17 protein-coding genes are annotated in these 18,790 nt (G+C 40.3%); 2 read left to right on the forward strand and 15 right to left on the reverse strand.

The window, feature by feature from the left end; genetic code table 11:
• Nucleotides 1–26 precede the first annotated feature (26 nt).
• The 7 genes from AC0L7Q_RS13485 to rplU form a co-directional block, all read right to left on the reverse strand.
• Nucleotides 27–500, reverse strand: a complete 474-nt coding sequence (locus AC0L7Q_RS13485) for a peroxiredoxin (RefSeq protein WP_409423940.1) — start codon at nt 498–500, stop codon at nt 27–29.
• Between the two features lie 64 nt (nt 501–564).
• The gene (locus AC0L7Q_RS13490; protein WP_409423941.1) at nt 565–2,505 is read right to left on the reverse strand and encodes a methyl-accepting chemotaxis protein; all 1,941 of its coding nucleotides are present in this window, start codon (nt 2,503–2,505) and stop codon (nt 565–567) included.
• Nucleotides 2,506–2,696: 191 nt separating this feature from the next.
• The gene (locus AC0L7Q_RS13495) at nt 2,697–3,071 is read right to left on the reverse strand and encodes a DUF3718 domain-containing protein (RefSeq protein WP_010391650.1); all 375 of its coding nucleotides are present in this window, start codon (nt 3,069–3,071) and stop codon (nt 2,697–2,699) included.
• 82 nt (nt 3,072–3,153) lie between these two features.
• Complete coding sequence (folA, locus tag AC0L7Q_RS13500) at nt 3,154–3,645, reverse strand: type 3 dihydrofolate reductase (protein WP_413400809.1); 492 nt, start codon at nt 3,643–3,645, stop codon at nt 3,154–3,156.
• Between the two features lie 74 nt (nt 3,646–3,719).
• Nucleotides 3,720–4,871, reverse strand: a complete 1,152-nt coding sequence (gene cgtA / locus AC0L7Q_RS13505) for an Obg family GTPase CgtA (RefSeq protein WP_055012496.1) — start codon at nt 4,869–4,871, stop codon at nt 3,720–3,722.
• A 153-nt stretch (nt 4,872–5,024) separates the two neighbouring features.
• Complete coding sequence (gene rpmA, locus AC0L7Q_RS13510) at nt 5,025–5,282, reverse strand: 50S ribosomal protein L27 (protein ID WP_008114963.1); 258 nt, start codon at nt 5,280–5,282, stop codon at nt 5,025–5,027.
• 16 nt (nt 5,283–5,298) lie between these two features.
• Nucleotides 5,299–5,610, reverse strand: a complete 312-nt coding sequence (rplU, locus tag AC0L7Q_RS13515; RefSeq protein ID WP_138609006.1) for a 50S ribosomal protein L21 — start codon at nt 5,608–5,610, stop codon at nt 5,299–5,301.
• 423 nt (nt 5,611–6,033) lie between these two features.
• Here rplU and ispB point away from each other — a divergent pair, with 423 nt between their 5' ends.
• Nucleotides 6,034–7,005: an octaprenyl diphosphate synthase gene (gene ispB / locus AC0L7Q_RS13520; protein ID WP_138609004.1), complete on the forward strand. Its 972-nt coding sequence runs from the start codon at nt 6,034–6,036 to the stop codon at nt 7,003–7,005.
• Between the two features lie 75 nt (nt 7,006–7,080).
• Here ispB and mdh read toward each other — a convergent pair whose 3' ends face one another.
• Nucleotides 7,081–8,013, reverse strand: a complete 933-nt coding sequence (mdh, locus tag AC0L7Q_RS13525; RefSeq protein ID WP_008466462.1) for a malate dehydrogenase — start codon at nt 8,011–8,013, stop codon at nt 7,081–7,083.
• 225 nt (nt 8,014–8,238) lie between these two features.
• On the opposite strand from mdh, the gene argR reads away from it, so the two are divergent.
• The gene (gene argR / locus AC0L7Q_RS13530) at nt 8,239–8,706 is read left to right on the forward strand and encodes a transcriptional regulator ArgR (protein ID WP_008466460.1); all 468 of its coding nucleotides are present in this window, start codon (nt 8,239–8,241) and stop codon (nt 8,704–8,706) included.
• A gap of 55 nt (nt 8,707–8,761) precedes the next feature.
• Here argR and AC0L7Q_RS13535 read toward each other — a convergent pair whose 3' ends face one another.
• From AC0L7Q_RS13535 to aceF, 7 genes are all read right to left on the reverse strand, one after another.
• Nucleotides 8,762–9,661, reverse strand: a complete 900-nt coding sequence (locus AC0L7Q_RS13535) for a Dyp-type peroxidase (RefSeq protein ID WP_413400810.1) — start codon at nt 9,659–9,661, stop codon at nt 8,762–8,764.
• Nucleotides 9,662–9,700: 39 nt separating this feature from the next.
• Nucleotides 9,701–10,756 carry an ABC transporter ATP-binding protein gene (locus AC0L7Q_RS13540; protein ID WP_413400811.1) on the reverse strand — a complete coding sequence of 352 codons (1,056 nt, stop codon included), beginning with the start codon at nt 10,754–10,756 and terminating at the stop codon, nt 9,701–9,703.
• Nucleotides 10,757–12,388 (reverse strand): ABC transporter permease, encoded by a 1,632-nt coding sequence (locus AC0L7Q_RS13545; RefSeq protein WP_413400812.1) that lies wholly within the window; start codon nt 12,386–12,388, stop codon nt 10,757–10,759.
• On the reverse strand, nt 12,388–13,392 hold the full coding sequence (locus AC0L7Q_RS13550) for a Fe(3+) ABC transporter substrate-binding protein (protein ID WP_413400813.1): 1,005 nt from the start codon (nt 13,390–13,392) through the stop codon (nt 12,388–12,390). Before AC0L7Q_RS13550 ends, AC0L7Q_RS13545 begins: the two co-directional genes overlap by 1 nt.
• Nucleotides 13,393–14,237: 845 nt before the next feature.
• Nucleotides 14,238–14,924 carry a tRNA-uridine aminocarboxypropyltransferase gene (locus AC0L7Q_RS13555; RefSeq protein ID WP_413400814.1) on the reverse strand — a complete coding sequence of 229 codons (687 nt, stop codon included), beginning with the start codon at nt 14,922–14,924 and terminating at the stop codon, nt 14,238–14,240.
• 357 nt (nt 14,925–15,281) lie between these two features.
• Nucleotides 15,282–16,709 (reverse strand): dihydrolipoyl dehydrogenase, encoded by a 1,428-nt coding sequence (gene lpdA / locus AC0L7Q_RS13560; protein ID WP_008114944.1) that lies wholly within the window; start codon nt 16,707–16,709, stop codon nt 15,282–15,284.
• A gap of 163 nt (nt 16,710–16,872) precedes the next feature.
• A complete protein-coding gene (gene aceF, locus AC0L7Q_RS13565; protein ID WP_413400815.1) occupies nt 16,873–18,789 on the reverse strand; it encodes a pyruvate dehydrogenase complex dihydrolipoyllysine-residue acetyltransferase in 1,917 nt (638 codons plus the stop codon).
• Between the last annotated feature and the right edge of the window lies 1 nt (nt 18,790).

Here is an 18,790-nt window from a genome sequence, read left to right on the forward strand (position 1 = left end):
TTTATTCAATAATTAAAACAAGTCAGTTATAGTTTGGCTAAAACGACTTCAGCGCTACTTATTACAAATTCTTTTTCTTGCTCGACAAATAATTGGTTAACAACACCATTATCTACAATCATAGCGTAACGTTTCGAGCGCAAACCACCAAAGCCTGCGGTATCTTTTTCAAGACCTAAAGCACGAGTAAAACTAGCATCACCGTCTGCCAGCATATCTATATGCTCTGCATTTTGTGACTCACCCCAGGCTTTCATCACAAATGCATCATTTACCGATACACAATAGATAGCGTTAATACCCTTAGCCTTAATTTTATCGGCTAGCGCGATATAACCAGGCAAATGAGCATTCGAACAAGTGGGTGTGAAAGCACCAGGCACCGCAAATAACACAACTTTTTTATCTGTAAATAATTCATTGTTAGTGAGTGTTTGCATACCTTTATCACTAAGCTGAGATAAACTTACTGCAGGTATTGTCTGACCTTGCTCTATCATATTAATTCCTTAAAGTAATTAAATAGTCTTTTAGCATACAGATTAATATTTAATCCGTCTTCGATTAATCGCTGTTGTTATCTAAACCTAAACCTTCTTTAATAGATGTCATTTGCAACTCTAACTGCGAGCCTATATCAGCAACTAATTCACTCGACTCACTTACTTGGCTTTTCATATCATGCATTGATAGCGTAAAGTCACTAAGGAAATTACTTTGTTGTTTAGCCAATTCCATTGCATCAATTGCAACTTTATTAGCCTGCTGCGCATTATCTGCAACGCCTTCAGAGTTTGCTTTAAGCTCTTGAGCATTTGCAGTTTGTAACTGTGCATCCTCAGTTAATGCATTGATTTGTTTATAGACTTCTTGAGAGTTTTCGCTTAGTAGCGCCAATTGATCATTAATCTCTTTTAACGAACCTTGAGTCTGCATAGCTAACTGCCTTACCTCATCAGCAACCACGGCAAAACCTCGACCTTGCTCACCTGCTCTTGCTGATTCAATCGCAGCATTGAGCGCGAGTAAGTTTGTTTGCTCAGCGATGGTACGTATGACTGTAATAATATTACTTACTCCCTGTACCCCGCTCAGTAACTCCTGAACACTATGCATACCTTGCTCAATACGCTGCTGTGTGTCAGAACTGGCATTAAGCATACTTTTGGCAAAACCAACACTTTGTTGCATTGCTTCATAAGTACTTTGAGCATTTTCAGCAGCTTGAGCATTGATATGATTAACCTGCTCGCCAAGTTGCTGAATATTAAGAAGCAGTTCTTCATTGTGATTTACCTGCTGATAACTCGCATTACTTTTTTGACCTATCGTGTATAAATGCCCACTCATCTGCTGCATGAAATCACTGACTACATTAAGCATATCTGCTCTTTCTTGCGCTTCCAAACGCTGGCGTTCAATTAACTGGTTAAAATACTGCGCTATTTCACCCACCTCTGTTTTAGGGTTATTCACTGTAATATTTTTTAACTCATTACTTTCGATTAAGAATGCAAATCCATCTCGCAGTTGTCGTAAAGGTTGTAAAACCTGTTTACGTTGCACCCAATAAACACCAACAGCTAATATTACTAGTCCACCTATTGCTATTCCAAACACCCAGAATACTTGTTGCTTTACGGTATCTTGCTGCGCTTTTAATGTTTGCTCTGCCTCAATCACTGTATTTGATAGTAAGCTAATTTGTTCGCGTAACTCATTCGTTCCTGAACGACGTAGTTTTGATTGCGATAAAGTACTGCTTAAATCACGCAGATAACGTTTAGGCCAACTCACCAACTCTGCTTTTATTTCAGCAGCCAAATCTTCAGGTTCCTCATCTACAAATAAAGCAAATTCATCAACCTCTGTCATTACTCCTAAGTTAGGTAGCTGCTCTATTTTTACCGCCAGTAAGTTTAGGGTTTTTATGCTTTGTTGCAGGTTTTTCTCTATCTCAGGTTGATAATTATTTAGCAGTTGATAAGTCGATAGTGATAAATTAACCACTTCACTGTAATAATCACTCGCTAATTTATTGTAGCTAAGAGCGTAAATGGTTTGCGTTGATGCTTTTTGCGCATAATTAATAAGTGAAGAGGCTGAGCCCGCCATTTGTCTAAGCGCGTTATCTAACAGCGCAGTTTCATTGCCAGAGAGTTTTCCAAGTGATCTGTATTTACCATTAATATCTGTACTTAATGAAGTTAATTGTTCAGCTAAACGAGCTTCTAACTCAGGAGGAAGCACCGTTAACTGTTGCGCTTTAAGTTGCTCAATCAAGGTAGATGATTGTTTTAAGTATTGGCTATTACCTTGTGCTAAGTAACTCTCTAATTGATTGGCAAGCTCAACCATTATGCTATTTTTTAAATGGCTGTATGCGCTATCTTGTTGCTGAAGCTTTAGTAATGTATGGCTTGCCCATAACAAGGTCGCGGCTAGAAGGATACTTGCAAATGTTAGTAAAATGGCTAGTAAACGGGTAAAAAATGATACACGCATAAATATATCTCAAAACTGACATACACATAGAGTATTGAATTTTTATGACATATTTATGTAACAAGAGTAATCAGGATAAATACTTGAGGGAATTAGACTTAAAAGTAGTTAGACAGGGTGCAAAATGACAATTTATCTAAGTAAATAAAAAACCGCGTCTAAACGCGGTTTTTTATTAATTAAGCTTTTATTTAAAGGCCTGCACGGTCTTTAATAATAGGGATTAAAGGTGAGCCCGCATGATTTGCCTCAGCCCAAGCAATATCTGCACCATCCTCAAGTGAGCTCTTTGATAAGTTTTTAACAATGTACTCGCCTGTATCAACTGCATTACTTGCAACAGCATGACGCAATAAGTTATTACCATTACAAAAAACTGCATCATAGATATTACGAACTTTCACACGTGAACTTTTTAATTTGCTACGTAGACGGTTTTTATCATCACCAGCAATGTATTCACAAACTGAAACAGCTAACTGGTCATTAGCGCTTGCAGGCGCAGTATAAGCAAACGAACCCGCTGCAATAGCAGCAATTACAACTAGTTTCGGTAATTTAATCATTGATTGGACACCCTATATTAATACTTTTTTCGTACTCGACTGTTTAATATTGTACCAACACGCTCAGATTTTGGCAATAATGTTAAGAGACTTTATTCAAAGTTACGAATTTATAACTATATTTATTTTTCTCATCAGGCGCCATCAACATTTCATCTTCAATTTGCCAATTTGCAACACTTTGGTAATCAGGAAACTGTGTATCCCCTTCTACATCTAAGTCTATAAAGGTTAGATACAAGCGATGTGCTTGCTCTAAGAACTGCTGATAGATGTTTCCACCACCAATAACCATCACTTCGGCAATATCATTAACAAGATCAAGTGCAGCTTCAGGAGTGGTTACAGTTTCAATTCCCGGTGCTTGATATTCAGTATTGCGAGTAATAATAATATTACGACGTCCAGGTAGCGGCCTACCTATCGATTCAAATGTTTTACGCCCCATAATAACAGGCTTACCAGAAGTTACTTTTTTAAAGTGCTGAAGGTCGCCAGGTAAGTGCCATGGCATTTTATTATCTAAGCCAATGACACGATTGTTTGCCATTGCTGCAATCATTGAAATTATCACACTAAATACCCAATACTTTATTATTAATCAAAGAAAAAGGAGCATTAGCTCCTTTTAAATATATACAATTATAGTTAACGCTCGTAGACAACTTCTACGTCGTAATCATCTTCATCCCAATCATCCCAGTCATCATCATCGCCTTTAGTGGCTTTTTGATGGTAGGTATCCCACTTAAATTCAACTTCTTCATCTGCAACTTCAACAAACTTTTCTTTAGGCATGTTATCAAGTAGCGTCATAATGTCGTGAATTAATGGCTGAGTATTTAATTTATTAATTGCAGCAATACTATAAATATTTTCAGACTCACCTAACTCTTCTGCAATTTGCTCACATAGAGCTTTGGCTTCATCTTCAGGCAATAAATCAATTTTATTAAAGACCAACCAGCGCGGCTTTTCAGCAAGCTTAGGACTGTACTGATGTAGCTCATTGATGATTGCAAAAGCATTATCAACAGGATTTGAGCCATCAACTGGCATAACATCAATAATGTGTAATAACACACGACAGCGCTCTAAATGCTTTAAGAAACGAATACCCAAGCCTGCGCCGTCCGATGCACCTTCAATTAAGCCAGGAATATCGGCGATGACAAATGACTTATTTGCTTCAGGACGAACAACACCTAAATTGGGGATAAGCGTAGTGAATGGATAATCTGCTACTTTTGGTTTTGCAGCCGATACACTGCGAATAAAGGTTGATTTACCGGCATTAGGTAAACCCAGTAAACCTACATCAGCGAGTAGCATTAGCTCTAATTTAAGGTTACGCACTTCACCAGGTGTTCCGAGTGTTTTTTGACGTGGGGCACGGTTAGTACTTGATTTAAAACGCGCATTCCCCAAGCCATGGAAACCGCCTTTTGCAACCACAATTCGTTGACCATCTTGGGTTAAATCCCCTAATGATTCTTGTGTATCAACATCAATGATACGTGTACCAACAGGCACCTTTACAATCAGATCTTCACCTTTTTTACCGGTACAATTCCGGCTTTGACCGTTAGTACCACGTTCTGCTCTATGAAAACGCTCAAATTGATAGTCAATAAGGGTATTTAAGTTTTCATCAGCTTGTAGATAAACACTACCACCGTCTCCACCGTCACCGCCATCAGGTCCACCATCTGGAACATATTTCTCACGACGAAAAGACACGATGCCGCTGCCACCGTCACCAGCTTCTGCGCGAATTTCTACTTCATCTACAAACTTCATGATTACTCACTTAAGGGATTGGCTTGTTAATAACTCTATTATATACCTAAGTGGCCTTTAGAGCACACTGAGCATAAAAACACTTGGGTATATATTTAGAACTGCTTAAAACAAAAAACCCCGCAAAGGCGGGGTTTTTAACTACCTTACTGATTACTCAGCTACGATAGTTACGTATTTACGGTTTAAAGGACCTTTTTGTTCAAACTGAACTTTACCATCTGCTTTTGCGAAGATAGTGTGGTCTTTACCGATACCTACGTTTGCGCCTGGGTGGAAACGAGTCCCACGCTGACGAACAATGATGCTACCCGCTAGAACTGATTCGCCACCAAAACGCTTAACACCTAGGCGTTTGCTTTCTGAATCGCGACCGTTACGAGTACTACCAGCTGCTTTTTTATGTGCCATTTCTAAGTACCTCTAATTAAGCGCTAATGCTAGTGATTTTAACTTCAGTGAACCATTGACGATGGCCCATTTGCTTACGAGAATGCTTACGGCGTCTAAATTTAACAACCTTAATTTTCTCACCGCGACCGTGTGAAACAACCTCAGCTGTTACTTTACCACCGTTTACGAACGGTACACCAATCTCGATCTTCTCACCATCAGCAACTAAAAGTACTGAATCAAATTCCACTGCCGCACCAGTTTCAACGTCTAATTTTTCAAGACGAATCGTTTGACCTTCAGTCACACGATGCTGTTTACCACCACTTTGGAAAACCGCGTACATAATTAACTCCGTCTGTGCACCCTCAAATCGGCGCAACTAAAATATTCTTCGATAGGGCGCGAAGTTTACGCTAACGCGAAATAACTAGCAAGCCTATTTTTATAATTAAATGAATAAAAAGTAGCTACATTGAGGGCAATTCAATATTTCCCCTATTTTATATGAAAATCCCCCTTTGCCAAGCGCTTTTTAACGGTTACAGAAAATAAATTTGTAATAACAAAGCAAGCCCATGTAGTTCAATTAACCGCCAGGGGTGATTCAAAATTAAACCACGCTGTTTAATCATTTATTCAGCTAGTTAATAGGTCATTTAACCTACTTAAGGGTGTTTTTTTAAGGAATCATCACAAAATATCGAGCTGATGCGTTTTTTGTTGTACAATCTGCGCCGTTCACACATTAAAATTGGCTCGGAGATCAATGGATATAAAAGCTATCCAGGCGTTAATCGAAAGCGATATGAATGACGTCAATCAACTAATACATGCGCAGATGCGCTCAGATGTGGCGTTAGTTAATCAACTTGGTTTGTATATTGTTAACAGCGGTGGCAAACGTGTTCGCCCCATGTTAGCTATTTTGGCGGCTAAAGCGCTAGGTTACCAAGGCAAAGATCACATTACGCTAGCAACAATTATTGAATTTATTCATACCGCAACGCTTTTACATGACGATGTGGTAGATGAATCTAACTTGCGCCGTGGCACACCTACAGCAAATGCCGAGTTTGGTAATGCCGCAAGTGTCCTCGTGGGAGACTTTATTTATACTCGCTCGTTTCAGCTAATGGTAGGCCTCGGTAAAATGCAGATAATGCAAGTGTTGGCCGATGCAACCAATATTATTGCTGAAGGCGAAGTGCTGCAATTAATGAACTGTAATGACCCAGATACTACTGAAGCCAGTTATATGCAGGTTATTTACTCTAAAACCGCTAAGTTATTTGAAGCTGCAACCGGGCTAGCTGCCATTATAACTGAGCAAGATGACAGTGTATTAAACGCACTCAATTTGTACGGTATGCATTTAGGCACTGCTTTTCAGTTGGTGGATGATGTTTTAGATTACAACGCCGATGCCGACCAACTGGGTAAAAACATTGGTGATGACTTAGCTGAAGGCAAACCTACATTACCACTAATTTATGCCATGCAACACGGTAGCGAGCATCAAACACAGTTAATAAGAGATGCAATAGAGCACTGTAATGGTATGGCGCATCTAGATGAGATACTCGCTGCACTTAAACATACCAATGCCCTTGAGTTCACTATGCAAAAAGCAGAGCAAGAAGCAGAGAAAGCGATTGCTTGTTTAGATTGCTTAGCTGAGTCGAATTACAAGCAAGCATTAATTAGCTTAGCTAGAATAGCGGTTGATCGCGACCACTAAGTTATACTGTGTAGATAATTCCGAGCAATAAAAAAGCCTGCAAATGCAGGCTTTTTTATGGGTTAATTTTGGCTATTACGCCATAAAATCAACACCTTCTTTAATGTCTTTTTTCAGCGTTTCAAGCATGTCATTTTTTGCTTGCTCTTCAAATGCGCTTAGTGTGCCGTAAGAAAGAATTTCTTCTACGCCATTTTTACCTAAACGTACTGGGTGTGCAAAGTACTCAGCATCACCATTTTCAACAGCAACGTATGCATAATCTACAACGTCTTCACCTTGTAAGCCTTTAACTAAAGACATACAAAAACGTGCAGCAGCAGCACCCATTGATAATGTTGCAGAACCACCGCCCGCTTTAGCATTAACTACTTCAGTACCTGCATTTTGGATACGTGGAGTCAGTGCAGCCACTTCTTCATCAGTGAAAGTAACGCCTTCAACTTGAGAAAGTAATGGTAGAATAGTTGTACCTGAGTGACCACCAATTACTGGAACTTTAACGCTTGCTACGTCAACGCCTTTAAGTTCAGCAATGAACGCTTCTGAACGGATCACATCGAGTGTTGTAATACCAAATACACGCTTAGCATCGTAAGTTCCTGCTTTTTTAAATACTTCAGCAACAATTGGTACAGTACCGTTAACTGGGTTAGTAATAATACCCACAAGCGCTTTAGGACAGTTAGCAACAATGCCTTCTGCTAATGTTTTGATGATACCAGCGTTAACATTAAATAAATCAGCACGATCCATACCAGGCTTACGTGGCATACCCGCTGGAATAAGAACGATATCACAACCTGTTAGTGCTTTATCTAAATCGTCTGCACCAAAACCTGCAACTTTAACATCTGTTGGAATGTGAGAAAGGTCAACAGCAACACCAGGAACTACTGGCGCAACATCATATAGTGATAATTCAGAGCCAGCTGGTAAGCCTGTTTTTAATAATAAAGACAACGCTTGACCGATACCGCCTGCAGCACCTAATACAGCAACTTTCATTGGAATTCTCCGTGATTTGAGGTAGGAAATATTTGTGGTTCATAAGATAAAGAAATTAACGACTAAAAACAAATTTATCCTGCTTATTTTAGCTATATTTTCGACCATAGTTGTAAACTTTGCTGTTTAAACGCAGCAAAATGGCAACTTAAGCAAACATCTGCTGCATAATTATGCATTTTTGTGTAGAATTTGCAGTATCTATTACATAACTAATTAGACACTATGCAACCACAAGATAAACAAGAAGCATTGGTTAAAGCCTTTAAAGCACTTTTAAAAGAAGAAAACTTTGGCTCACAAGGCGAAATAGTTGATGCGTTAAAAGAACAAGGCTTTGATAATATTAGCCAAAGTAAAGTGTCGCGAATGTTAAGTAAATTTGGCGCGGTACGCACCCGTAATGCAAAACAAGAAATGGTATATTGTTTACCCGCTGAAATGGGGGTACCAACCGCTAAGAGCCCGTTGCGCCAGCTCGTTATTGATATTATGCATAACGAAATGATGATTATTATTCGCACCAGTCCTGGAGCTGCTCAACTCATTGCGCGTTTACTTGATTCATTAGGCAAAGCTGATGGCGTCTTAGGCACTATTGCCGGCGATGATACTATTTTTATAGCACCAGCTAAAATCTCAGAAATAGACCTCACACTAGAGCGTGTTCGTATTTTATTTGATACGGTTTAACCACTAACGCTGTAATAAAGGCGGCTATGATGAATGTATAGCCGTTTTGTAATTGTTATAACTGCTTTAAAAATCGTACTGAGGGGGCAAAAAATGCAGAGCCCATATCCGCCTGAGTAAAATCAAGCCAGTGATCATAATTCTCTCCCTGCCCTAGTCGGTTAGTTAGCACTTTTTCGAATGCATCCCCTTTAGCAGAGCACGTGATCACTAACATACCTTGCTCATACACATCGCCATAAGGCATGCTTTGGTTAAGTAACAGTGCCTGACCTTGGTCATCTTTTAATTCACTGCGGGTCGCATGACTACTTTCAAGTGCGGGGCTGAGTAAGGTATTATCAAGGCGTGTGCGACCCATTATTTGCTCTTGTTCATGTAATGACAAATGCTGCCACAAGCTCAAGTCATGTTTGAAACGCTGCACATGAATGTAACTACCTTGGTCTTCAAAACTATCCGGTTTGTTTACTAACGCCGTTACACGTTTTTGACGGCCATGTGGGGTATCGCCCGCATAAATAAAGCCGTTAAAATCACGGCCATCTAAAAAGCGAAAATTACGAATTTGTTCCACCAGCTCAACATCAGGGGTGAATAGTTTGAGTATTTGTAGTGCAAACAAGTGGTTCACGTCTTCTCTGTCTGAGCGGATTTGCACAAACAAATCACATGGCCTTGCACTCATAACAAAGTCACTATGGGTAATATTAGGAAAGCTTTGCAGCTCACTTGGCATGAAGTCAGGTAAAATATGCGGCCAATATTGCGCACCAATTGCCACCATGCAAGAAAGCATAGATTCAGAGAACTGATCACTAAACTCATCTTCAATATCGCTCACTTGTTTAAGCTTAGCGCGAAGTGATTCGTCGTGACCGTCAAGTACATTAAAAAATAAGTGCAAACCGTGTAAGTTTGCTTCAGCACAAATCCCTGATTGCGCTTGCACCATTGTTATTCCTTACTTTTTAGAGCAAAACACTGTGATTAATTACGATTTAAAAAAATTCACCGTGTGCGGTTTTATTTTTATTATAACCTGTTCATTAATTTCAAATGACTGGCCATACTGAGCTGCAACTTCTATTTCTTGTTCAGCAATAACCACAGTGTATACATAGGCAGAGCCGATGAAACGACTACTTAGTATTGTAACGCACTCACACTGCAGCAGCTCGTTATTGTTATTAGTGGCAAGCTCAAGCTGGTGTGGACGCACATAAATAACACCCTTTTCAACCACTGCGTGTTGTTGTGGCAGTATTGATTCGACCACACCAAATTGTGTTTCATATTCAGTGGCTGTTAATGCAGTTGCGCTTAAGTATATGCCCTGACCCAGAAATTCTGCAACCTCCTTTGAACTTGGTTTGGCAAAAAGCTGCTCTGGCGTGCCTTGCTGCGCAATTTTACCTTTATGCATAACCGCAAGCGTATCTGAAAATGCAAACGCCTCCTCTTTTGAGTGAGTAACAAACACTGCCGACACTTGCTGAGCTTTAATAATACGCCTAATATCGGCGATTAACTCAAACCGAACTTGGGTATCAATATTAGAAAATGGCTCATCTAACAATAGTAAGCTGGGTTTATAAGCTAATGCACGTGCAATCGCTACTCGTTGCTGTTGGCCACCAGAGAGTTGATGAGGGTATCTATCGGCACACCCAACCAAGTGCACAAGCTTTAACATTTCATCCACGCGAGCTTGTTTATCCGCTTTACTCATATCGTTTAGGCCAAAGCCAATGTTATTCGCTACTGTTAAATGTGGGAATAGTGCGTAGTCTTGAAACATCATGCCAATATTACGATGCTCTGGTGACACAAATGTATTGGCATCACTGACTAACTTACCATCAATAAATACCTGTCCTTGCTTGGCTTCAATTAACCCTGCAATGGCTTTAAGTGTGGTGGTTTTGCCGCAGCCACTGGCACCGAGTAAACACACTATTTCGTCTTTACCTAAGGTTAAGTCTAAATCATCTACAACCTTAGTCCCGTTATATGCATAGCTCACGCCTTGTAAAATCAAACTACTCATTTAACTACGTTGCTCCATTGAACGATTAATAAAATATAACGGAATAAAGCCAACCACCACTATGAATAAAGCTGATATGGAGGCCAGCTCTAATTGTTCATCGCTGACATATTGAAACACGTGCGTAGCTAAACTTTCAAAATCAAAAGGCCTTAACAGTAAGGCTGCGGGCAGCTCTTTCATACACTCAATAAAGACCAATAAACCAGCGGTTAATAAGCCTCGGCGTAATAAAGGCAAATGCACTAAGCGTAACGTGTGGCCTTGGCTTTTCCCCATTGACTGGCTTGCCATATCAAGCGAGGGGCTAATGCGTGAAAAGCTTGATTCTATGGCACCATGAGCCACGGCGTAAAACCGCACTATATAAGCAAAAATAATAGTAAGTAAGCTGCCAGTAAGTAATAAACCAATGTCTAAATCATAAGGAGTCAGAATACGGTTAATGGTATTTTCTAATAATGTGAGTGGCAGCAATACCGCAATCGCTAATACTGTGCCTGGTAGCGCATACCCGGTACTTGCTAAACGCCCAGGTATAAGTGGGTTTGCTTGTTTTGCAATGCGCTGATAAAACACCACTAAAACACTCAATACAATAGTCACCACACTCACTACTGCGGCCACTTTCAAACTTTGCCATGCATAACTAAAAAATTCACTACTCCACGCTTGATCAAAATACGTGATTGCATACTTGAGCAAAACAACCATAGGAATAATAAATGAGATTATTAAAATAAGGCTACAAAACCCTGTTGCTAACCATGCAGACTTACCTTTAAGAATATAAAGCGCCTCACTGTTCACACTTGACTGACGCTCAAATACAGCTTGGTTACGACGGCTAAAACGCTCGGTGATCAATGCTAAGAATAGCAGTAACAACATCACCCCTGAAATTTTTGCTGCTGCAGTTAATGAGTAATAACCAAACCAAGTATCGTATACTGCGGTGGTTAATGTACTGACGGCAAAGTAGCTAACGGTAGCAAAATCAGCCATGGTTTCCATGCTGATCAAAGCAAGTGCCGCAACAATAGCACCACGAGAAAGCACTAGGCTTACTTTAAAAAAGCTTTTCCATGCACTTAATCCCATTAATTGGCTTGCTTGGACTAATTTAAAGGATTGTTCACGTAGTGCGGTTTTAAAAATTAAATATAAATACGGGTAGAGTACCAGCGCAATCATGATGATAGCCCCTGGCAAAGTGCGTATATCAAAAAACCAGTAATCATTGGGTGATTGCCAACCAAACCACTCTCTTAGTGTTATTTGTATCGGCCCAGCGTAGTCGAGTAAATCCGTGTACACATAAGCAATAATATAGGTAGGCATGGCAAGCGGCAGCATCAGTGCCCATTCAAACTGTTGTTTACCAGGAAAACGGCAATAAGCGGTGAGCCAACCCAGTGGCAACGCAATCAGGCAACTAAGTAACCCAACACCTAAAACCAGTAATATGGTATTACTTATATAATCCCACAGCACGGTATTCCACAGGTGGGTAAATACCTCTGAGTCGCCTTGTAAAGATTCTACTAGCAGAAAAAACAACGGAGTCGACAGTAACAAACCCGTCGACCACGCAATAAGCTGCCACTTCGACAGCTGAAATTTATAAGTCATTAAAGATCGAACTTCACCTCATCAATTAGCTTAAGGGCTAACGGACGATATTTGCTAATTTCATCAAGCGGTAAGCTGTCTTCCTTAAAGCTTCCCCACGATGCAACCAAACTTGAAAGCTTAACACCTGGCTTGACCGGATACTCCATATTGAGCGAGGCATACATATTTTGCGCCTTATTGTCGGTCATATACTCTATAAGTTTCAAGGCATTTTCAGGGTTTTTAGCATACTTAGTAATTACCGCACCCGATACGTTAATATGCGAACCATGGTTAGTTTGGTTTGGAAAATTAATATTAACTGCATCTGCCCATGGTTTTTGCGCTTCATCTTGCAACATTTTACCTAAGTAGTAACTGTTACCTAAGGCTAAATTACATAAACCTTCTTTAACAGCTTTAACTTGCGCACGATCATTTCCCTGCGGCTTACGCGCTAAATTCGCTTTTACACCCTCTAGCCATGTTTTAGTCTGTACTTCACCATGATGAGCAATCATAGAAGCCACTAACCCTAAGTTATACGGGTGCTTACCAGAGCGAGTACAAATTTGACCTTTATATTCAGGTGCAGCTAAATCTTCATAACTCAGCTCAGGCAAGGGACCTAAGCGCTCTTTTGAAGAGTAAACATTACGCACTCGTTTAGTGAGCGCCACCCACTGACCATCGCCATCACGAAATGCAGCCGGCACATTATTATTAACCTGCTCGCTCTCAATAGTTTGCGTAAGCTTTAGCTCTTCTAACTGAATTAACGCACTAAAGTTAGAGGTTAATACTAAATCAGCTTTGCTGTGCTTGCCTTCACGCTTAACACGCTCGATTAGGCCTTTTTTAGCAAACACAACATTAGTTTTAATGCCTGTTTGCTGTGTAAAATCATCTAAAATAGGTTTAATTAAAAAAGGTTGTCTAAATGAGTAAATATTCACAACATCGGTTGCAACAGCAGGTGCTGAGACAATTAACCCAACAACAAGCGCGAGTGTTTTTTTCATATTTTCTTACCTGATTAATAATTATTATCATTAATTTTACCGCGATGAACTAAAAAGTGCACACTTTATATAATTACTTAGTGATAAATACGCCCAAAAAAGAAAACCCTTGTAAGATATCTCTTACGCTTATGACAGCAAATGAGTAAAAACACCCTGCATAACACCCCATAAATATAGCAAGCCATTGTATTTTAAATAATTTATAAATATTTCATTTGTAAGAACATAAACCATAAGCGGTTTTATCCTACATTTACTGCAAATCACTCTCTATAATTAATCCATAAATAAGCAACGACGCTTACCGAGTAAATGGAAACGGATTAGCTACTCGAATACCAAGGTTTGGTTTTTAGGATAACAGGGATTTAAGGACAGGCTCAGGATGAGTATCGCAATGGATTGTTGCACAAGGGATAGCATCAGGATGATGCGTAATGGATAACAACAGCGGAATAGTTGTTTATAAAGGATAGGGAATAAGAAGGACAGGCCTTTAGGGTAACACAACGGAATGGTAGCAAAAGGGATGCACTAGGATGTGCAATAAGGATTGGTAATAGATTTTACCTTACAGGATGTTTTAGGGAATTATGGAGACAGGCCCGGATAGCCTATATTACATAGAACTAGAAAGTAATATTGTAATAACACGGATCGTAAAAATTGGAGTTGATTAGGTTCAATTGCAGGATGCAACAAAGTTAGAAGATTCCGCAAGCGCGACTAGAGATGGTTCGCGCTTTTCTTTTGCCTAAAAGTCAGCGGTCAGCCAAAATTATATATGTTTACGCTATACTCAAGTGTCAAATTCAGCTTTTTTCGTATTAATACCCTGCACTTTATTCAGGCCTGCCTTTGTTACGCTTACCAAGTAAATAAGCGTCGCGAAACTTAATAAAATGCTGCTCTAATTTAGTACTTGCATCAACTTCACCAGCTAATGCCAATACCATAATAGCCACTTCTGCCGTACCTAACTGGTGAGCATGGGGAGCTACACGTAATCGGTAATCAGAGAGTTTTTCTGCGGTAATAGAAAGCACAGGTAAGTTATCTAAATAAGGACTCTTACGAATCATTTTTTTAGCTTCACGCCATGTACCATCTAAAAATATAAACAATGGCTGTTTACCTTCAAGCGTTTCAACCTGGGTTACCACCCTATCAGTTTCAACATCTTCAGCCGGAAAAATCACAAAAGGCTGATATTTATCATTATTCAACAAGGCTAATAAAGCAGGATCTGGAGAGGTTCTATCCCAACGAAACGCATAATTATCGGGGACTATTTCAGCAATTAAACGCCCAGTGTTAGACGGTTTAAAACTTTCATTGTGATACATCAATAAACATACAGCAGCGTTGCAGCTTGCGTACTCAGCGCCCTCACAAATACAGTAATGCTTGGCAATTAAGCATTGCTCACAGCGATCCATTTTTCCACCACGGGCATTAAACTCACGTCGAGATTCACTTATTTGCTGGGCACGTAATGCTAAAACTGAATTTTTTAAACTCTGGGTCACTGTGGGTATTTACCTATAAATTGATGGCTGCGCATTGTAGCTAAAATAAAAGAAAATAGATATCTGCGGGCTACGGGCTACGGGCTACGGGCTACGGGCTACGGGCGCTAGTAAAATAAAACACCGAGCTTTTTGCAAGCATAACTTTTATGTTGCAGGCGTGAATTTATCTCGCGCAGGTTTAATTTAGGGTTTTAAGCCCGTTGGCCGACACTCGCAGCTCGACATGCTTTAGTCTTTGTTTTTGCACCATAGAGACTGCGCTACACAGAACAATCTTTTGCTAAACGCTGAGGCTATAAAAACAAAAAACCCAAGCCGAGGCTTGGGTTTTTTATCGCGATTAACTAAAAGAAATTACTTCTTCTTTTTAACTGCTTTTTTGTTTGGTAAATCAGTGATTGAACCTTCAAATATTTCAGCAGCAAGGCCGATTGATTCGTTCAATGTTGGGTGAGCATGAATTGTTAGCGCTAGGTCTTCACCATCTGCACCCATTTCAATACCTAGACCGATTTCGCCCAGCATTTCGCCTGCGTTAATACCAATCATAGCACCACCGATAATACGGCCGCTTTCTTTATCAAAAATAAGCTTAGTAGAACCTTCAGTACGTGAAGAAGCAATAGCACGACCCGATGCAGCCCAAGGGAATACAGCTGTTTCAATGCTTAAACCTTGCTCTTTCGCTTCTTTTTCAGTTACACCCGCCCATGCAATTTCAGGGTCAGTGTAAGCAATTGAAGGAATACACTTAGGATCAAAGTAATGTTTTTGACCAGAGATAACTTCTGCTGCAACATGGCCTTCATGAACCGCTTTATGCGCAAGCATAGGTTGACCCACTAAGTCACCAATCGCAAAAATATGTTCTACGTTAGTACGTAATTGCTTATCAACGTTAATAAAACCACGCTCATCAACATTCACACCCGCTTTATCAGCGTCTAACATGTTACCATTTGGTGTACGACCTACAGCAACAAGTACTTTGTCGTAACGTACTGGCTCTGCCGGTGCATTTTTGCCTTCAAACGTAACATATAAACCGTCGTCTTTTGCTTCAACGCCAGTTACTTTAGTTGAAAGCATTACATTAAACTTGTCTTTAACATGCTTTTGGTAAATTTTAATGATGTCTTTATCAGCAGCAGGAACAAGTTGGTCTGCAAATTCTACAACATCAATTGCAGAACCTAGTGCACGGTAAACCGTACCCATTTCAAGACCGATAATACCACCACCTAAAACAAGTAGCTTTTCAGGAACATCTTTAAGCTCTAGCGCGCCCGTTGAATCAATAACGCGATCATCCTCAGGGATGAAAGGTAAGTTTACAGGTTTAGAACCCGCAGCAATAATTGCGTTATCAAAGGTAATGGTTGTTTTACCGTCAGCGCCTTCAACATCTAAAGTATTGCTACCAGTAAATTTACCATAACCAGATACAACTTTTACTTTACGCATTTTAGCCATGCCGTCTAAGCCACCTGTAAGCTGACCAACAACAGAGTCTTTCCAAGAACGAACTTCATCTAAGTCAATTTTTGGTGCGCCAAAAGTAACGCCGTGAGATGACATTTCTGCAGCATCATCAATCACTTTAGCTACGTGTAAAAGTGCTTTAGAAGGAATACAACCAACATTAAGACATACACCGCCTAATGTCTCGCGAGATTCTACTAATGTAACTTCTAAGCCCAAGTCAGCAGCGCGAAAAGCCGCAGAGTAACCACCAGGACCACCGCCTAGTACAACAACTTGAGTTTTTAATTCGTTGCTCATGCTATTACCTTTATTGTTTGAACGGGACACAGCCCCAAAATTTAACTGCCATGTTTCTGCAAGGCAGAAAAGGGCATTTGTGCAAATATTGTATCATTGCAAATGATAAAAATCCCAGCTAAAAACAACTGGCTGGGATTTGATTTTACTCACTCTGTAGTGATCACATCACTAACTGGCGTATATCACTCATGTAACTTGCAAGAGTAACAGTAAAGCGTGCAGCAAGTGCACCGTCAATCACTCTATGGTCGTAAGACATTGAAAGTGGAACCATTAGCTTAGGCTCAAACTCTTTACCATTCCACTTAGGCTTCATTTCAGATTTTGACACACCTAAAATTGCCACCTCAGGCGCATTCACAATCGGCGTAAATGCCGTACCGCCAATGCCACCTAGGCTTGAAATAGTAAAACAACCACCTTGCATATCTGATGAACTTAACTTGCCATCACGCGCTTTAACAGACACTTCCATTAGTTCACGAGATAGTTCAATAATGCCTTTTTTATCAACATCTTTAAACACTGGTACAACTAAGCCATTTGGCGTATCAACCGCTACACCAATATTAATGTACTTTTTAAGGATTAAGCTTTCGCCATCCTCTGAAAGCGATGAGTTGAATGTAGGGAACTCAGCAAGCGCTTTAGCAGCTGCTTTCATTACAAACACGAGTGGCGTAATTTTAACGTCTAGCTTTTTCTTCTCGTTAAGGGCATTTTGCTCTTTACGGAATTGCTCAAGGCTCGTGATATCCGCTTCATCAAACTGGGTAACATGTGGGATTTGCACCCAGTTACGGTGTAAGTTTTTACCTGACAGCTTTTGGATACGAGAGAGTTTTTTCTCTTCTATTTCACCAAACTTAGCAAAATCAACTTTTGGCCATGGAATTAAACCAAGCTCACCGCCACCCGCATTGCCTTTAGCTGCTGGTACTTGACCAGACTCAACTTGCTTAACCAGTTGCTTAACATAGTTTTGCACGTCTTCTTTAACAACACGGTTTTTACGGCCCGTGCCTTTAACGTTGGCAAGGTTAATACCAAACTCACGTGCTAAACGGCGAACTACTGGCGATGCATGTGCATAAGCGCTGTTGTTTTCAAAGCTTTCAGAGCTTGCTTTAGCAGATGATGCTGCTGGTTTTGACTCAGCCTGAGCTGCCGGCTTAGATTCTGTTTTAGGCGCTGGTGCTGATTTTTCTGCAGGTGCTGCAGCTGTTGCACTACCAGCCACTTCAAATACAAAAATCAATGAGCCAGTTTTAACTTTATCGCCAGTCGCTACTTTAATCTCTTTAACAGTACCTGCAAACGGCGCCGGTACTTCCATAGCTGCTTTGTCGCCTTCAACGTTTAAGATAGATTGCTCTTCTTCTACGCTATCGCCAACCGCAACCATAACTTCTGTTACTTCAACTTCGTCATCACCAATATCAGGCACGCTAACTTCTTTAGTGCTTGATGCCGATGCTTGTTCAGCAGGCTTCTCTTGTGCTTTTGAATCCGCTGCAGGGGCACTTTGGTTATCACCACCTGACACTTCAAAAACAAATACTAATGAACCCGTTTTCACTTTGTCACCAGTATTTACTTTAATTTCTTTTACTGTACCGGCAAAGGGTGCTGGTACTTCAATTGCCGCTTTGTCGCCTTCAACGTTTAAGATAGATTGCTCTTCTTCTACGCTATCGCCAACCGCAACCATAATTTCAGTTACTTCAACTTCGTCATCACCAATATCTGGCACTGTGACTTCTTTGGTTGATGAAGCCGATGACGCAGCAGGTGCTGCTTTCTCGGTTTTTTCAGCTTCTTTAGAGTCAGCAGCAGAATCTTGCGCTTCACCTTCAAAGATGAACACTAAAGTGCCAGTGGTAACAGTGTCACCCACATTTACTTTAATTTCTTTTACCGTACCGGCTTGTTCAGCAGGTACTTCCATCGCAGCTTTATCACCTTCAACACTTAATAGTGATTGGTCAACTTCAACTTTATCGCCAACGCTCACTAGTATTTCGGTTACTTCTACTTCATCGCCACCGATATCAGGTACTTTAATTTCAATACTCATT

It is taken from the genome of Pseudoalteromonas sp. KJ63-1, from assembly GCF_055808145.1.

What these genes read in the sequence shown, in the direction of transcription:
- AC0L7Q_RS13490 (WP_409423941.1), bottom strand. Translation starts at nt 2,505, where the DNA reads ATGCGTGTATCATTTTTTACCCGTTTACTAGCCATTTTACTAACATTT.
- ispB (WP_138609004.1), top strand. Translation starts at nt 6,034, where the DNA reads ATGGATATAAAAGCTATCCAGGCGTTAATCGAAAGCGATATGAATGAC.
- rpmA (WP_008114963.1), bottom strand. Translation starts at nt 5,282, where the DNA reads ATGGCACATAAAAAAGCAGCTGGTAGTACTCGTAACGGTCGCGATTCA.
- argR (WP_008466460.1), top strand. Translation starts at nt 8,239, where the DNA reads ATGCAACCACAAGATAAACAAGAAGCATTGGTTAAAGCCTTTAAAGCA.
- AC0L7Q_RS13495 (WP_010391650.1), bottom strand. Translation starts at nt 3,071, where the DNA reads ATGATTAAATTACCGAAACTAGTTGTAATTGCTGCTATTGCAGCGGGT.
- AC0L7Q_RS13545 (WP_413400812.1), bottom strand. Translation starts at nt 12,388, where the DNA reads ATGACTTATAAATTTCAGCTGTCGAAGTGGCAGCTTATTGCGTGGTCG.
- cgtA (WP_055012496.1), bottom strand. Translation starts at nt 4,871, where the DNA reads ATGAAGTTTGTAGATGAAGTAGAAATTCGCGCAGAAGCTGGTGACGGT.
- mdh (WP_008466462.1), bottom strand. Translation starts at nt 8,013, where the DNA reads ATGAAAGTTGCTGTATTAGGTGCTGCAGGCGGTATCGGTCAAGCGTTG.
- AC0L7Q_RS13540 (WP_413400811.1), bottom strand. Translation starts at nt 10,756, where the DNA reads ATGAGTAGTTTGATTTTACAAGGCGTGAGCTATGCATATAACGGGACT.
- aceF (WP_413400815.1), bottom strand. Translation starts at nt 18,789, where the DNA reads ATGAGTATTGAAATTAAAGTACCTGATATCGGTGGCGATGAAGTAGAA.
- lpdA (WP_008114944.1), bottom strand. Translation starts at nt 16,709, where the DNA reads ATGAGCAACGAATTAAAAACTCAAGTTGTTGTACTAGGCGGTGGTCCT.
- rplU (WP_138609006.1), bottom strand. Translation starts at nt 5,610, where the DNA reads ATGTACGCGGTTTTCCAAAGTGGTGGTAAACAGCATCGTGTGACTGAA.
- AC0L7Q_RS13550 (WP_413400813.1), bottom strand. Translation starts at nt 13,392, where the DNA reads ATGAAAAAAACACTCGCGCTTGTTGTTGGGTTAATTGTCTCAGCACCT.
- AC0L7Q_RS13485 (WP_409423940.1), bottom strand. Translation starts at nt 500, where the DNA reads ATGATAGAGCAAGGTCAGACAATACCTGCAGTAAGTTTATCTCAGCTT.
- AC0L7Q_RS13535 (WP_413400810.1), bottom strand. Translation starts at nt 9,661, where the DNA reads ATGGTGCAAGCGCAATCAGGGATTTGTGCTGAAGCAAACTTACACGGT.